This window comes from Isoptericola sp. NPDC056578 (genome assembly GCF_042793275.1).
Lineage (GTDB): Bacteria > Actinomycetota > Actinomycetes > Actinomycetales > Cellulomonadaceae > Isoptericola.
The window spans coordinates 141,256-155,273 of the sequence record NZ_JBHTVC010000001.1 but is presented as its reverse complement, the minus strand read 5'-3'; the positions used below and the strand labels follow the sequence as shown (position 1 = coordinate 155,273).

General features: G+C 75.9%; 14 protein-coding genes. 10 read left to right on the top strand and 4 right to left on the bottom strand.

The genetic code is table 11. The annotated features are described in order from the left end of the window. Positions 1–33 precede the first annotated feature (33 nt). The gene (locus tag ACFQ80_RS00780) at positions 34–510 is read right to left on the bottom strand and encodes a nitroreductase family deazaflavin-dependent oxidoreductase (RefSeq protein WP_430549275.1); all 477 of its coding nucleotides are present in this window, start codon (positions 508–510) and stop codon (positions 34–36) included. Beyond that, complete coding sequence (locus ACFQ80_RS00775) at positions 507–2,219, bottom strand: FAD-dependent oxidoreductase (protein ID WP_430549276.1); 1,713 nt, start codon at positions 2,217–2,219, stop codon at positions 507–509. Before ACFQ80_RS00775 ends, ACFQ80_RS00780 begins: the two co-directional genes overlap by 4 nt. A 64-nt stretch (positions 2,220–2,283) precedes the next feature. Between ACFQ80_RS00775 and ACFQ80_RS00770 the strand changes: the two genes are divergently transcribed. From ACFQ80_RS00770 to ACFQ80_RS00755, 4 genes are all read left to right on the top strand, one after another. Then, a complete protein-coding gene (locus ACFQ80_RS00770) occupies positions 2,284–3,954 on the top strand; it encodes a sensor histidine kinase (RefSeq protein WP_430562191.1) in 1,671 nt (556 codons plus the stop codon). Next, positions 3,951–5,066 (top strand): hypothetical protein, encoded by a 1,116-nt coding sequence (locus tag ACFQ80_RS00765; protein ID WP_430562190.1) that lies wholly within the window; start codon positions 3,951–3,953, stop codon positions 5,064–5,066. The genes ACFQ80_RS00770 and ACFQ80_RS00765 overlap by 4 nt, the downstream gene beginning before the upstream one ends. 114 nt (positions 5,067–5,180) lie before the next feature. After that, positions 5,181–6,641, top strand: coding sequence for a glycosyltransferase family 2 protein (locus ACFQ80_RS00760; protein WP_430562189.1), 1,461 nt, complete (start codon positions 5,181–5,183; stop codon positions 6,639–6,641). After that, a complete protein-coding gene (locus tag ACFQ80_RS00755) occupies positions 6,638–7,033 on the top strand; it encodes a hypothetical protein (protein WP_430562188.1) in 396 nt (131 codons plus the stop codon). The genes ACFQ80_RS00760 and ACFQ80_RS00755 overlap by 4 nt, the downstream gene beginning before the upstream one ends. Here ACFQ80_RS00755 and ACFQ80_RS00750 read toward each other — a convergent pair. Next, positions 7,009–7,803: a response regulator gene (locus tag ACFQ80_RS00750; RefSeq protein WP_430562187.1), complete on the bottom strand. Its 795-nt coding sequence runs from the start codon at positions 7,801–7,803 to the stop codon at positions 7,009–7,011. The two genes, ACFQ80_RS00755 and ACFQ80_RS00750, sit on opposite strands and share 25 nt — an antisense overlap. A 125-nt stretch (positions 7,804–7,928) precedes the next feature. Between ACFQ80_RS00750 and ACFQ80_RS00745 the strand changes: the two genes are divergently transcribed. The 5 genes from ACFQ80_RS00745 (at position 7,929) to ACFQ80_RS00725 (ending at position 12,389) form a co-directional block, all read left to right on the top strand. Beyond that, on the top strand, positions 7,929–8,216 hold the full coding sequence (locus ACFQ80_RS00745) for a UBP-type zinc finger domain-containing protein (RefSeq protein ID WP_430562186.1): 288 nt from the start codon (positions 7,929–7,931) through the stop codon (positions 8,214–8,216). A 138-nt stretch (positions 8,217–8,354) separates the two neighbouring features. Then, positions 8,355–9,404: an ABC transporter substrate-binding protein gene (locus tag ACFQ80_RS00740; protein ID WP_430562185.1), complete on the top strand. Its 1,050-nt coding sequence runs from the start codon at positions 8,355–8,357 to the stop codon at positions 9,402–9,404. Next, complete coding sequence (locus tag ACFQ80_RS00735; protein ID WP_430562184.1) at positions 9,401–10,450, top strand: FecCD family ABC transporter permease; 1,050 nt, start codon at positions 9,401–9,403, stop codon at positions 10,448–10,450. Before ACFQ80_RS00740 ends, ACFQ80_RS00735 begins: the two co-directional genes overlap by 4 nt. Beyond that, positions 10,447–11,223, top strand: coding sequence for a heme ABC transporter ATP-binding protein (locus ACFQ80_RS00730; protein ID WP_430562183.1), 777 nt, complete (start codon positions 10,447–10,449; stop codon positions 11,221–11,223). Before ACFQ80_RS00735 ends, ACFQ80_RS00730 begins: the two co-directional genes overlap by 4 nt. Next, a complete protein-coding gene (locus ACFQ80_RS00725) occupies positions 11,220–12,389 on the top strand; it encodes an alpha/beta hydrolase-fold protein (protein WP_430562182.1) in 1,170 nt (389 codons plus the stop codon). Before ACFQ80_RS00730 ends, ACFQ80_RS00725 begins: the two co-directional genes overlap by 4 nt. A gap of 28 nt (positions 12,390–12,417) precedes the next feature. Here ACFQ80_RS00725 and ACFQ80_RS00720 read toward each other — a convergent pair whose 3' ends face one another. Further along, complete coding sequence (locus tag ACFQ80_RS00720) at positions 12,418–13,353, bottom strand: NADP-dependent oxidoreductase (protein WP_430562181.1); 936 nt, start codon at positions 13,351–13,353, stop codon at positions 12,418–12,420. An 81-nt stretch (positions 13,354–13,434) separates the two neighbouring features. On the opposite strand from ACFQ80_RS00720, the gene ACFQ80_RS00715 reads away from it, so the two are divergent. Further along, positions 13,435–13,935 carry a MarR family winged helix-turn-helix transcriptional regulator gene (locus ACFQ80_RS00715; RefSeq protein WP_430562180.1) on the top strand — a complete coding sequence of 167 codons (501 nt, stop codon included), beginning with the start codon at positions 13,435–13,437 and terminating at the stop codon, positions 13,933–13,935. Positions 13,936–14,018: the final 83 nt, after the last annotated feature.

Here is a 14,018-nt window from a genome sequence, read left to right as displayed (position 1 = left end):
TCGACCGCGGTTCGTCCCGTGCCGCGCGGCGGGTCAGCGACCTGTGTCGTACGGCACCAGCTCGAACACCGGGTGCCGGTCCGCCTCGGCGACGAGCTCCTCCACCGCGGAGTCGACGGTCGCCGTGAAGTACGGCCGCGTGGGCCGGGACCGGCGCAGATACTGCCGCAGCACCGGGCCGGCCTCCTGGGCCGACGCCGCCCGGACCACGAACACGTGCCGGGAGAGGCCGCGCCGCACCAGCACCCGCGGGTCGGCGCGGACGTTGTGCACCCACGACACGACGCCGTACGGGGCCACCAGCCAGCGTCGCCCGTCGAGCGTGACGAGGGTCGCGGGGTTGGTGCGGGGCAGCCCGGAACGCCGGCCCCGGGTGGTCAGCAGGGACGTGCCCGGCACCACCCCGAGCCGGACGAACACGCTGATCACCGCGTCGCCGACGTCGCGGGCGCGACTGCGCCGGAACGTGCGCGGCTCCTGCGGGCCGCCCTCGTGAGGACCGTCGGTCACGCCGGGCTCCCTCCCCCGAACTCCTGCGCCCGCAACCAGGCGAGGTGCGAGTGCACCAGCGGCAGCACGGACGCCCCCTCGCCGCTGGCCGAGGCGACGCGCTTCATCGAGCCGGCCCGCACGTCGCCCACGGCGAACACGCCGCGCAGCGTCGTCTCCAGGCTCGCGGGCGGTCGGCCGTCCACCCAGCGCTCCTGCGGCACGTCGCGGCCGGTGAGGACGAAGCCGTGGTCGTCGAGCGCGACGCCACCCGGCAGCCACGAGCAGTCGGGCTCGGCCCCGAGCAGGCAGAACAGGCCGTCGGCGTGCGTCTTGGAGCGCTCGCCCGTGTCCAGGTCCTGGGTGATCAGCCACTGCAGGCGGCCGTCCCCGCCGCCGTCGACCACCGCCGTGCGCGGCAGCACGGCGACGTTCGGCGTCACGGCGATCTCGCGGACCAGGTAGTCCGACATCGTCTCGGCGATGCTTCCGCGCCGCACCAGGACCGTCACCGACCCGGCGAACTTCGCCAGGTGCACGGCGGCCTGGCCCGCGGAGTTGCCGCCGCCCACCACGACGACGTCCCGGTCCGTCATCTCGCGCGCCATCGAGCTCGCGGCCCCGTAGTGCACGCCCGCACCGACGAGGTCGTCGACCCCGGGCACGCCCAGGCGCCGGTACGAGACGCCCGTCGCGAGCACGACCGTGCGGGCGCACAGCTGCGCGCCGTCCACGTGCACGTGGTGGTGCTCCGGCTCGTCCGCCGGGCCGGGCTCGATCCGCGCCACGGCGCGGCCCGTGTAGAAACGGGCGCCGAACCGCCCCGCCTGGATGCGCGAGCGCAACGCCAGGCGCATCCCGGAGATGCCGCGCGGGAAGCCGAGGTAGTTGCGGATCATCGAGCTCGACCCGGCCTGCCCGCCGATCGCGTCGCGCTCCAGCACCACGGTCGACAGGCCCTCGGACGCCGCGTACACCGCGGCCGCCAGCCCCGCGGGCCCCGCGCCGACCACGGCCACGTCCGCGATCTCGCCCGGCGGGATGGAGTCGTAACCGCCGTACATCGCCTCCGCGACGGCGGACGCCGTCGCCCCCGACAGCACCCGGCCGGCGAACGTGCGCACCACGGGCAGGACGGCGCCCGGTCCCGCCTCCGCGAGGATCTCGCGCGCCGCGGCGTCGTCCGGCCCGAGCACGCGGTTCGGGACGCCGAGCCGCTCGAGCAGGTCGCGGACGGCGGCCGCGTCGCGGTCGCCGGGGGCCGCGACGATCTCGGTGGACGTCACGGTGGGCCGGTCCACCGACCACCCCCACTCCGACAGCAGCTCCACCAGCGCCGTGTGGAACTCCTCGTCGCGCGCGCCGCGCGGGATGCCGACGAACGTGTCCATGTCGCGGCGCAGCAGCGCGGCCCGCATCTCGTCCAGCGCGCCGGAGAACTCGTCGCCCGGGATCAGCGCCACCCGCCGCGCCGTGGACACGACGGCCGGCACCTGGTGCAGCAGCTCGATGCCGGCGGCGTCGGGGAGCCGACGCTCCGCCGCGATCATCGCGACCGGTTCCCGCGCGGACACGAGGTCGCGCAGCCGGTCCATCGCGGCGTCGGCGGTGCGCACGAGCTCGACGCGGTAGTCGCGGTCGTAGCGGGCCCGGAACTCCTCCTCCACCTGCGGCGCGTGGGCGTCGGCGACGAGCAGGATCACGGGGCTGCCGACGGCAGGTTCGGACATGCGGTCAGCGTAGGGCCGTGCGCCGCGTCGCGCGGCACGCAGGCGCCGTCGCTACTGTCGACGGATGCGAGCTGACGCCGAGGCACGTCGCGCGGAGCCGCTGCCCGTCCGGCGGTCCGGTGTGCTCGTCGTCCACCTCCCGTTCCTGGCGACGGCCGCCCTCGCGACGGTCGGGCTCACCGTCTACGACCGCTCCACCGTGACCGAGGGCTGGTACGTCGCCGGCGTGGTGGTCCTGGTCGTGGCGCTGGCGGCGACGCTCCTCGTCCCGTGGCACCGACTCGGCCGTCGTGCCGAGATCGCGGTGCCGCTGCTGGACCTGACGGCCACCGCCCTGCTCGTGTCCGCCGACGCGCCCGTGTCCCTCCTGGCCGTCTTCCCCGTGCTGTGGCTGGCCCAGCGGCAGGGCCGGGTCGGCGTCGGGCTCGCCGTCGCGGGGGCGTTCGCCGTCACCTGGTTGCCCACCGTCGCGACGGGCGCGGTCACGACGTCGAGCCAGCTCGCCAGGGTCGCGCTCGTGCCCGTGGTCCTCTCCGCCGTCGCCCTGTCCGTGGGCGCCATCCAGCGTCGGTCCGACGCCCGCAACCTCCTGCTGCGACGCCAGGGCGCGCAGCTGCGTCGGGCCGCCGCGGAGCTCGGCGCCGAACGGCGCCTGCTGGAGGCCGTGGTGGGCACCGCGGGGGTGGGCATCCTCCTGCTCGACGCCGACGGCCGCATCGTGCTCGTGAACCGCCTGGCCGTCGACGCCACGGACGGCATGCTCCGTCCCGGCCTCCACGTCCAGGACCTGCCCGACCTGCGGCCCACCGCGCTGGACGGCTCCTGGTCCGCGGCCGGGCCGGTCGAGCGCGCCGTGTCCGGCGACTCGCTGACCGGCGACGTGGCCTGGTGGCCGCTGCCCACCGGACGCCGGGCGCTGCGCACGTCCGTCGTGCAGCTGGCACGGGCCGACCCGGGCACCGGCGGACGGCTCGCCGTCGTCACGTTCGAGGACCTCACCGACCAGGTCAGCGCGCTCGAGCTCAAGGAGGACTTCGTCGCCGCCGCGTCGCACGAGCTGCGGACGCCGCTGACCTCGATCGTCGGCCATCTCGAGCTCGCCGCGGACGTCCCGGGGGCGCTCCCGGAGGTCGTGCGCCACGTCGACGTGGCGGCACGCAACGCCGACCGGCTCCTCGCTCTCGTGAACGGTCTGCTGACGGCCGCCGCGACGCGCGGCGGCGAGCTGGACCCGGCACGCGAGGAGGTGGACCTCGCCGCCGTGGTCGACGAGGCCGTCACCACCATCGGTCCCCTCGCCGCGAGCGCCGGCCTGCGGGTGGTGGTGCACCGCGGCCCTGCGGGCGGCGCGCGCGTGCGGGGCGACGCGGCGATGCTGCGCCAGGTGGTGGACAACGTGCTGTCGAACGCCGTGAAGTACTCCGACGCGGGCGGCACCGTGTCGGCCGCGGTCGACGACGACGGGGCGACCGTCGTCCTCGAGGTCCGGGACGAGGGCGTCGGCATCGCACCCGACGACGTCGAACGCGTCTTCGCCCGCTTCTACCGTGCGCCCGCCGTGCGGCAGGGCACCCGGCACGGCACCGGCCTCGGCCTGCACATCTGCCGTCAGGTGGTCGAGGCGCACGGCGGGACGATCGGCCTGACGAGCGAGCCCGGGGTCGGCACGACGGTCGCGGTCCGGCTCCCGGCCGCCACGGGCCGCCCGACCGGCACGGCGGGAGGTGCGGGATGAGCGGGCTGGACGAGACGACGCTGCTGGTGGTCACGCCGGTGGTCCTGCTGGTGGTGTCCACGCTCTACGTCGTGGGCGTGGTCCGGCGGACGCGCACCGACGTCGTCGACCGGTGCTGGACCCTCACCTTCCTCGCCGCGATCGTCACGACCTTCGCCTACCTGGCGGGCGGTGCGTCCGCCGCCACCTGGTGGGCCACCGGCCTCGGCAACGGCGCCTTCGTCCTGTCCCTCGGCGCGATCTGGGCGGGGGCGCGTGCCCGGGCGGGCCGCCGCTCGCTGCTCTGGGTCGTCGCGACGTCGGCCGTCGTCGTCGCGCTCGCCGCCCTCGTCGACGGGCCGGACGGGGGCCCGTGGGCGGGTGGCCTCGCCTACCTGCTCGGGGTCGCGGCGTGGTCGATGCTCGCCGCGGTCGAGCTCCTCGGCCGTGCCGGTCCCGCGGCACGCCGGGCGCCGGAGGCCGTGGCGCTGGGGTTCACCTGCGCCGTCGCGAGCGCGTTCTACGCGGCCCGGGCGGTGGTGTTCGCGGCGGGGGGCCCCACGTCCCCCACCTTCGAGCGCTGGTTCCCGACCACGACCACCACGCTCGTCAATCTCGTCCTCGTCCTCGTGGGCGCGTTCGCGATGATGGCGCTCCGCACCCGCGAGACCACCGTGGCGGCGGCCGTCCGCTTCGACCCGGTGCTCGGCACGCGGACGCTGGCGCACCTCGGCCGGACCGTCACCGACCCGGGGGGCAGGCCGGCGGTCACGCCGGTGCGCGTGGTGGCCCTGCGCTGCCGGGACGGCGCCGCCGTCCGGGACGCGTTCGGCCCCGAGGGGCGTGAGCAGGCGTGGGCGCACCTGGCGGACGTCGTGCTGAGGCTGCTCCCCGCCGGGGGCGCGGCCGGGTCGGACCGGGCCGCGCGTGACGAGGTGCTGGTGGTGCTCCCCGACGGCGTCGACGACGCCGGCTGGGTGTCGGACGTCCGTCGCGAGCTGCTCGACCGCCCGGTCGAGCTCGACGGCGACACGATCGTCCTGGAGGTCGCCGAGGGCCGGGCGGCGGGCGGCGCGGACGCGCTCGCGGAGCTGGTGCGCACGGCCCGCGCGGACCTCGTCGCGCGATCCTGAGCCGATCCTGAGGATTCCTTGCGGCGACCCCGACGGTCCACGCGGGTTCGGTCCGGAGGATGGCGGTCGTTGAATCTCGAACGACCTCGATCCCGGAACACGACGGAGCCCGCCATGACCGCCACCCTCACCGAGCCCGGCACGTCGCCCGTGCTCGACCTGCCCCTCGCGCTCGGCACCGAGCTCGACCGGTACGAGTTCACGCCGTCCGAGCTCGTCGTCGCCGAGGCCCCGCGGCGGGCCACCATCGGCGCGGTCGTCCCCGCGTACAACGAGGGGGCCACGATCAAGGCCGTCCTCAAGGGGCTGCTCCGCCAGACGCGCCTGCCCGACGTGATCCACGTCGTCGTGAACAACACGACGGACAAGACGTTCCGGAAGGCGTCCCGGCTGGCCGGCGAGCACACGGTCATGCGGCGGGGCCGCGAGCAGACGACCCGCGTCTACGTGCACGACATGGGGCAGGTGCCCGACAAGAAGGTCGGCGCCCTCAACTACGGCTACCGACTCGTGCGCGGCGCCGACTACCTGCTCGGCGTGGACGGCGACACCGTCCTGGCGAAGACCGCCCTCGAGCAGCTCGAGGCCGAGATGGAGGCGGACCCGCGCATCGGCGGCATCTCCGCGATCTACACGGTCGACACCACCCCCCGGGGCCCCTTCGCCCGCTTCCTGCTCACCGGTCAGCGCGCGCAGTTCGCGGCCTTCACCATGCAGAACCTGCTGCGCGGCCGGAACATGGCCGTCCTCGGCGGGCAGGCCTCGCTGTTCCGCATGTCGGCGCTCGAGGACGTCATGCTGGCCCACCACCAGCGCGCGCCCTGGGTGAGCGACTCGGAGGTCGAGGACTCGCTGCTGAGCCTGCAGATCAAGTCGCTCGGGTACTCCACGAAGATCAGCGCCACGGCCCGTGCCGTGGTGGGTGGCATGACCACCCTGCGGGCGCTCGACGGCCAGCAGGTCAAGTGGAACTACGGCGCGATCGACCTCATGTGGCCCGGACAGCGCGGCGACACGCGCGGCCAGCCGTTCCACCCGAACCTGCGGCTGCGCTGGACGGAGAACATCGGCATGGTCGTCAACGCCGCCACGCGCCTGCTGTTCGGCCTGCTCCTCGCCGGCGCGCTGAGCATCGGCGCCTTCGAGTTCTCCCCCGTCTGGCTGGTGCCGCCGGTCGTCGCCGTCGCGCTCAACGTGCGCATCGCGCTGACCATGCGCGACCGCACGTGGCGCGACGTCCTGTTCGCCGCCACGCTCGTGCCCGCCGAGCTGTACATGTGGATCCGCATCGGGCACTTCGTCCGCGCCTGGTCGAAGTTCCTGTCGAGGTCCCGCACGGACAACTGGGCGGCGCAGGCCAAGGCCGAGCGCGGCGCCGGCTGGGCGTACCTCACCCCGCTCGTCGTCGCGGCCGTCGCGCTCGCCGGTGTCGTGTGGGCGTGGACGCTCCTCCCGACGGCGGCGCAGTCCGCCGCGCTCGCGGTCGGCTGGCCGGTCCTCGGCGTGATCACCGTGCTGCAGACGGTGGTCATGGTGCGACGGCTGCTGCGCCGCCACCACGGGCTGCGGGCGTGAACGCGCCCGTCACCCCCGACCCCTCGGAGGCCGCCGCCCTCGACGCCGCCTGGTCCTCCCTCGCCGACGAGCTGGACGGCGACCGTGCCGCCGTGGCCCGGTTCGCGGCGTCGTGGGTCGGGCTCCTGGCGGGGCGGGTCGGCGCGCTGGACCGGGCCCTGCGCCGCGGCGACCACGAGGCGGTCCGGGACGCCCTGCTCTCCTTCGGCTGCACCTCGACCATGCTGGGCGTCGAGGGTCTCGCGGGCGCGGCCGACCGAGCCCTGGAGGCGCTGGGCCACGACGGTGTGCCGGGCGCGCGCCGCCACCTGGACGACGTGTCCGCGCAGTCGCGGTCCGCGACGCTGCTCGTCGTGTCGACCCTCGCTCAGGGACGGTGGTCGAACCGGTAGCCGACGCCACGCACGGTGCGGATCCACCGTGGTGCGGCCGGGTCGTCGCCGAGCTTGCGGCGCAGGTTGGCGAGGTGGACCTCGACGCTGCGCCGGTCGGCGTCCGTCACCGGGGTCCCGACGTCGTACGCGTCGCCCCACAGGACACGCACGAGCGCGTCCTTGGCGAGCACCCGGCCCGGGGCGCCTGCGAGCGCGGCCAGGAGGTCGAACTCGCTGCGCGTGAGGGGAACCTCCGCACCGTCGACGTCGACGACGCGCCCCGGGACGTCGACGACGAGGCCGCCCGCGACGACCGTCGCGGCGTCGTGCCCGAGGTCGGGTCCCGGCACCACCGGCGGCGTCGCGGCCGGAGGCTCGGCACGACGAGGGCGGCGGAGCATCGCCTCGATCCGCGCCCGCAGCTCGCGCGGGCGGAACGGCTTGGTCTGATAGTCGTCGGCGCCGGCGTCCAGGCCCATGAGGGCGTCGATCTCGTCGGTGCGCGCCGTCAGCATGACCACGTAGGTGTCCGAGACGGCCCGGATGCGCCGGCAGACCTCGAAGCCGTCGATGTCGGGCAGGCTCACGTCGAGCGTCGTGACCAGCGGGTCGACCTCGTGGACCAGGTCCACGCCCGGACGGCCGGCGGCGGCCGTGTACGTGGCGAACCCGGCCTGGGTGAGCACCGCGTCGAGCAGCTCGCGGATGTCCGGATCGTCCTCCACGATGACGGCCGTGCGTTCGCGGGCGTCGTCGGAACCGCTCGGGAGCGGAGTGCCTGCGGGCATGTCGACACGCTAGCCGGTTGCCCGGAGCGCAGCGCGGCGGACGTCACCGTCGTCCGGAGGTCTCCCTAGACTCGCAGTCGCGGCGTCCGCCGCCCCACGGCGACACCCGACGAGAGGGACGCGACATGACGACCACGTGCGAGCACCTCGACCAGATCGCCCCCGTCCCGCCCGAGACCACCGGCGAGTGCCCCGAGTGCGTGGCCGCCGGCGGCACGTGGGTGCACCTGCGGGCCTGCCTGGAGTGCGGGCACGTGGGCTGCTGCGACTCGTCGCCGTCGAAGCACGCGACGGCGCACTTCCACGCCAGCGCCCACCCCGTGATGCGGTCCCTCGAGCCCGGCGAGCACTGGGGCTACTGCTTCCCGGAGGAGCTCCTCATCTCGGGGCGGGACATGCCCGCGACGGCGTGACCCGGTTCCGCCGATCTGACACCGGGGTGTGAACGACCCCACTCGCCGGAGGCTTACGCGACCATCGGGCAACTGTTTAGGGTTGCCTTGCCTTAGTCGCTGCCGGGCTCTCGTCCGGCCCGTCCACCAGGAGCCCCCGTGCGCACCCGGTCCCGTCTCGCTCCCTCCCTCGCCGTCGCCGCGCTGGCTCTCGGTCTCGCCGCCTGCTCGCCCGCCGACGCCGACACCCCCGGGAACGCGCCCGACGCCTCCGCCTCCGGTGCCGCCACCGACGTCGCGGCACCGGAGAACCTGCCCGACGGCTGGACCTTCGCCGCCGGGTCGGACGTGCCGTCGGTCGAGGCCGAGCCCGCGCTGCCCGTCGACGTGGTGGACGGCACCGGCACGGAGGTCACCGTGACCGACGCGAGCAGGATCATCGTGGGCGGCGACGACGTCGCGGAGATCCTCGGCGGCCTCGGCCTCGCCGACCTCGTGTACGCAGCCCCGACCAACAGCGCGTCCGAGATCTCCCTCGCCGCGCCCGAGCAGTACGAGTTCAGCCAGGAGACCGGCACCGAGGGCCTGCTCTCGGTGGGCGGCACGCTGTTCATCGGCAACAACACCGCCCGCCACGGCGACGTCGCGGCCCAGTTCCGCAAGGCCGGGGTCGATGCCGTCGTCGTGGACGACCAGCAGAGCACCGGCGACAAGATCCGCGCCGTCGCGTCCTACCTCGGCGTCGACGAGGCGGGCGAGGAGCTCGCCGCGGACGTCGACGCGCAGCTCTCCGAGGCGTCCGAGACCGCGTCCGGGCTCGGCGACCTGCGCGTGCTCCAGGTGACGTCGTCCGGCGCGGGCGGCGCGAACGCCGTCGTCGGCACGGGCACCGCCGGGGCCGACGTCGCCGAGGCGCTCGGCGTGACCAGCGTGGGCGTCGAGGCGAAGCTGCGCGGCTTCTCGCGCGACTACAGCGACGAGGGCCTGCTCGGCACCGACCCCGACGTCATCCTGCTGGGCACCGCCGACCTCGAGGAGTGGGGCGGGCTCGAGGGCTTCGCCGCCGCCTTCCCGACCCTGCTCGACACCCCCGCCGGCCAGGCGGACCGCGTGATCGTCATGCCGGACGACCAGATCAAGGTGAGCGGGCCCGCCTCCGGCGCCGGCGCCCTCGCCCTCGCGCGGGCGCTCGCCGAGACGGCGGAGTGAGCCTCCGCACCGGGTCCGTCCGCCGCGCACCTCTCGCCGCCGGCGTGGCCGTCGGAGGCGTGCTGCTGCTCGCCGCCGTCGTGCTGTCGATCGGCGTCGGCCCGATCGCGCTCGCGCCCCGCGACGTCGTCGCCGTCGTCGCCCACGAGCTGTTCGGCGCGGGCGACGGCGGCGAGCGCCTCGCCACGACCGTCGTCATGGACCTGCGCATGCCGCGCGTGCTCTTCGGCTCGCTGGCCGGCGCGGCGCTGGCGGCGTCGGGCGCGGCGCTGCAGAGCCTGTTCAACAACCCGCTCGCCGACCCGGGCGTCATCGGCGTGAGCGGCGGCGCGTCCGCCGGGGCGGTGCTCGCGATCGTCGCGCTGCCCGCGGCGGGCGGCTCCGCGTGGGCGGTGCCCGCGGCGGCGTTCGCCGGCGGCCTGCTCGCCACCGGCCTCATCTACGCGCTCGCTCGGCCCGGCCGCGGCACCGGCACGTCCCGGCTGCTGCTGGTGGGCATCGCGGTCGGCGCCGCGTGCGCGTCGATCACCGGGTTCTGCACCTTCATGGCCGACGACGACCAGCTCCGCGACATCGTCTTCTGGCAGATGGGCTCGCTCGCCTCCGTGGACTGGACGGAGCTCGCGATCGGGGCCGTGGTGGTGGCCGCCGGCGTCGCGGTGCTGGTCGCCATGCACCGCCGCCTCGACATGCTGACCCTCGGCGAGCGGCAGGCCCGGCACCTGGGGCTCGACGTGACGCGGGCGCGGGCGGTGCTGGTCGTCGTGACCGCGCTGCTCACCGCCGTCACCGTGGCGTTCGCGGGGATCATCGGGTTCGTCGGGCTGGTCGTGCCGCACATCGTGCGGATGGCGTTCGGGCCCGCGCACCGCGCGCTGATCCCGATGTCCGCGCTGGTGGGCGGCCTGCTGATCGTGCTCGCCGACACCGCCGCGCGGACCGTCGCACCGCCGTCGGAGGTGCCGATCGGGCTGTTCACGTCCGCCCTCGGCGCGCCGTTCTTCCTGTGGCTCGTGCTGCGCGAGCGGCCGGGGGCCGGGGCATGAGCGCACCGGTCGTGCAGGCGCCCGTCGTCCAGGCGCAGGGCGTGGGGTTCCGCGTCGGGGAGCACACCCTGCTCGACGACGTGTCCCTGGAGCTGCACGGCGGCAGCGTCGTGGCGCTCGTCGGGCCCAACGGTGCGGGCAAGTCCACGATGCTCGGCCTCGTGTCCGGCGACCGGACACCGACGTCGGGCCGGCTGCTCGTCGCGGGCCGCGCGCCGCAGGACTGGCGGGCCGCGGACCTCGCCCGGGAGCGGTCGGTCATGGTGCAGCAGCACGACGTGCGGTTCTCGTTCAGCGTCCGCGAGATCGTCGCGATGGGCCGCATCCCGCACCGCGCGTCCGACCGTGACGAGCCCGTGGTCGACGCCGCCCTGACCGATGCCGACCTGGAGCCGCTGGCCGGCCGCGACGCCACGACGCTGTCGGGCGGCGAGCTGGCGCGCACCGTCTTCGCGCGCGTGCTGGCGCAGGAGACGCCGCTGGTGCTGCTCGACGAGCCGACCGCGGCCCTCGACCTGCGCCACCAGGAGGCGGTGATGCGCACGTCGCGTCGGCTCGCCGACGCGGGCGCGTGCGTCGTCGTCGTCCTGCACGACCTCACCCTCGCCGCCCGGTACGCCGACCGCGTCGCCGTGTTCCACGGCGGCCGCCTGGTGGCCGACGGCGACCCGCGCGCCGTGATCACCGAGGAGCGCGTCGCCGAGGTGTACGGGCAGAAGGTGTGCGTGCTCGACCACCCGGTGTCCGGGCTGCCGCTGGTGGTGCCGGTGTGACGGGCTGGGACGGCTGGACGCCGCTCCCCCGGCCCGGCGCGCGGACGACGGTCGAGGTGCTCCGCGCGCCGGAGCCGCCGCTGCCCGCCCCGCCGGACCGCCGCAGCCCGGACGTCGTGCTGCGCCCGGGCGGGCGCGCGCACGTGACGTTCCGGCTGCACGCCCCCGGGGCGCAGGCCGTGGCGCTGGCCGCGAGCGGCTGGTGGCAGCCGCAGCGCCCCGAGGCCTGCGACCTCTCGCCGCGGCCGGACGGCTGGTGGCAGGGCACGTTCGACGTCCCGGACGACTGGGAGGCGAGCTACCGCTTCCTGGTGCACGACGGCGGCCACGACGGACGGCAGCAGCCCGGCTGGTGGACCCACGGCCTGCGCGACCCGGGCGCCCCGGGCCGCGCCGACCCGCTGAACCCGCACGGTCACGGCGCGGGCCGCGGCCTGGCGAGCTCGGCCCTGTGGCTGCCGGGCGCGGGCGAGCGGCCCTGGCTGGCCGGGTTCGGCGACACCTCCGCCGTCCCGCGGCGACTGCCCACCAGCGACGACGAGCCGCGCGCCTGGTGGTGGGCGCCCGAGCGGCCCGCCGGCGACCCGCTGCCGCTGCTCGTGCTGCTCGACGGCGAGGCGCACGCGGAGCGGCTCGGCACCGCGCGCGTGCTCGCGGACGCCGTCGCCTCCGGGGCGCTGCCGCCCGTCGCCGTCGTCCTGGTCGCGTCCGGCCCCGACCGGGCGGGGGTGCTGGGCGTGCCCGGCGGCGTCGCCCGCTGGGTGGGCGAGGTGCTGGTGCCGCGGGTGCGGCGCGAGCGCCTGGGCGGGCACCGGGTGGACGCCGACCCGCGCCGGACCGTCGTCGCCGGCTCCAGCTTCGGCGGGCTGTCCGCGCTGTTCGCCGTGGCCCGCTTCCCCGAGGCCCTCGGGGCCGCCGTCGCGCAGTCGCCGTCGCTGTGGCGCTACCCGGCCGGGGCGCTCGTGGAGCCGCTCGCGCGCGTCGCGCCGCGCGTGCGGCTGCGCCTGCAGGCGGGCCGGTACGAGGGGCCCGCCGCGTCCGAGGAGCTGGCCCGCGCGCTGGTGCTGCGCGGGGCGGACGTGTCGTCCCAGGTCGTGACCGGCGGCCACGACTGGGCGTGGTGGGTGCCGCGCACCGTGGAGGCCGTGGCCGACCTCCTGGCCTGAGCCGAGGGCCGGCCCGCCGGCCCCGGGCTCACGGGACCAGGACGGTCTTGCCCGCGAGCCGGCCCGCGGCGGCCTCCTCGTGGACCGCCCGCAGGTCCGCCAGCGGACGGCGGGCGGCGACGTGGACGGCCAGGTCGCCGGCGTCGACACGCTCGACGAGCGCCGCGAGCTGGTCGGCCCGGCTCTCGAGGAACACCCGCGCAGTGCGGATCCCGCGGCCGGCCTCGGGCGGCGGCGGGGTGGTGGTGCTGACCAGCGCGCCGCCGTCGGCCACGAGGTCCGCCAGCGCCGCCGTCTGCGCGGGGCTGGTGCCGACCAGGTTGAGGACGACGTCGAACGGCGCGCCCGGGACGCTCAGCGGCGAGCTGCCGAGGTCGAGCCGCGGCACCAGCTCGTCGGCGCCGTAGGCCGTCAGCCGGGCGGCGCTGCGGTCGCCTGCCGTGGCGGTGACATGGGCGCCCGCCTGGTGCGCGAGCTGGACGGCGTACCCGCCGACCGAGCCCTCGGCGCCGTGCACGAAGACGCGCCAGCCAGCCTCGAACCCCGCCGCGTCGAAGAGCGCCTGCCACGCCGTGAGCCCTCCCACGGGGAGCGCGGCGGCGTCGGCCAGGTCGACCGAGCGAGGTGCGGCGACGAGCGCCGCGGCTGGGGCGACGACGAGCTCCGCGGCCGCACCGTCCTCGTTCATGGGCAGGAAGCCGATCACCGCCTGCCCGACCGCGGGGACGATCACCCCGTCCCCGACGGCGACGACGGTCCCCGCGACGTCGATGCCCGGCGTGTGCGGGAACGTCAGCGGGAAGACCTGCGCCAGGCCGCCCGCCCGGATCCCGGCGTCGACCGGGTTGAAGGTGGTCCCGGCGACCTGCACCAGCACCTCGCCAGGGCCGGGCGCGGGCGCCCCGACCTCCTGGACGCCGAGGACGTCGCTGTCGCCGTACCGCGAGTAACGCACTGCACGCATGAGAACCTCCGAGATTTGCTTCGATGTCGTAACACTTGGACGCTAACACTGCTTCGACATCGAAGCAACTAGGATGGGCGCATGACCTCACCCGCCGGCCTGTCGCCCCGCGAGCTCCAGACCTACTTCGCCCTCGTCGAGTCCGCCGCGCTGCTGCACCACACGGTGGAGCAGCACCTGCGCGCCGACGGCGACCTCAGCTACGTCCAGTTCCAGGTGCTCGCCCGCCTGGTCGACGAGGGCGGGCAGGCGACGATGACCGACCTGGCCGACGGCGTCGTCTACAGCCGCAGCGGGCTGACGCACCAGGCGGGACTCCTCGAGAAGGCGGGGCTCGTCACCCGCGCGCGCCACCCGGAGGATCAGCGCGCGACGCTCGTGGAGATCACCGCGGCCGGCCGCGGCCGCGTGGAACAGGTGATGCCCGGCCACCTCGAGGCCGTCCGGCGGATGCTCTTCGACCAGCTCTCCGACGCCGACCTGGCCGCGCTCGCCGACGTCCTGCCGCGGGTGCGCGACCACATGCGGGCCCTGCCCCCGCGCTCGGTGACGTCGCGCAAGGAGGGGCGCCGGGGGCGGTAGCGCGACGAGTGGCGGCCCGGCGCCCGGCCGGGCGTTGACACCCGACGACACCCCCTCTAACTTTGGTATACCGCGCTCTGCGG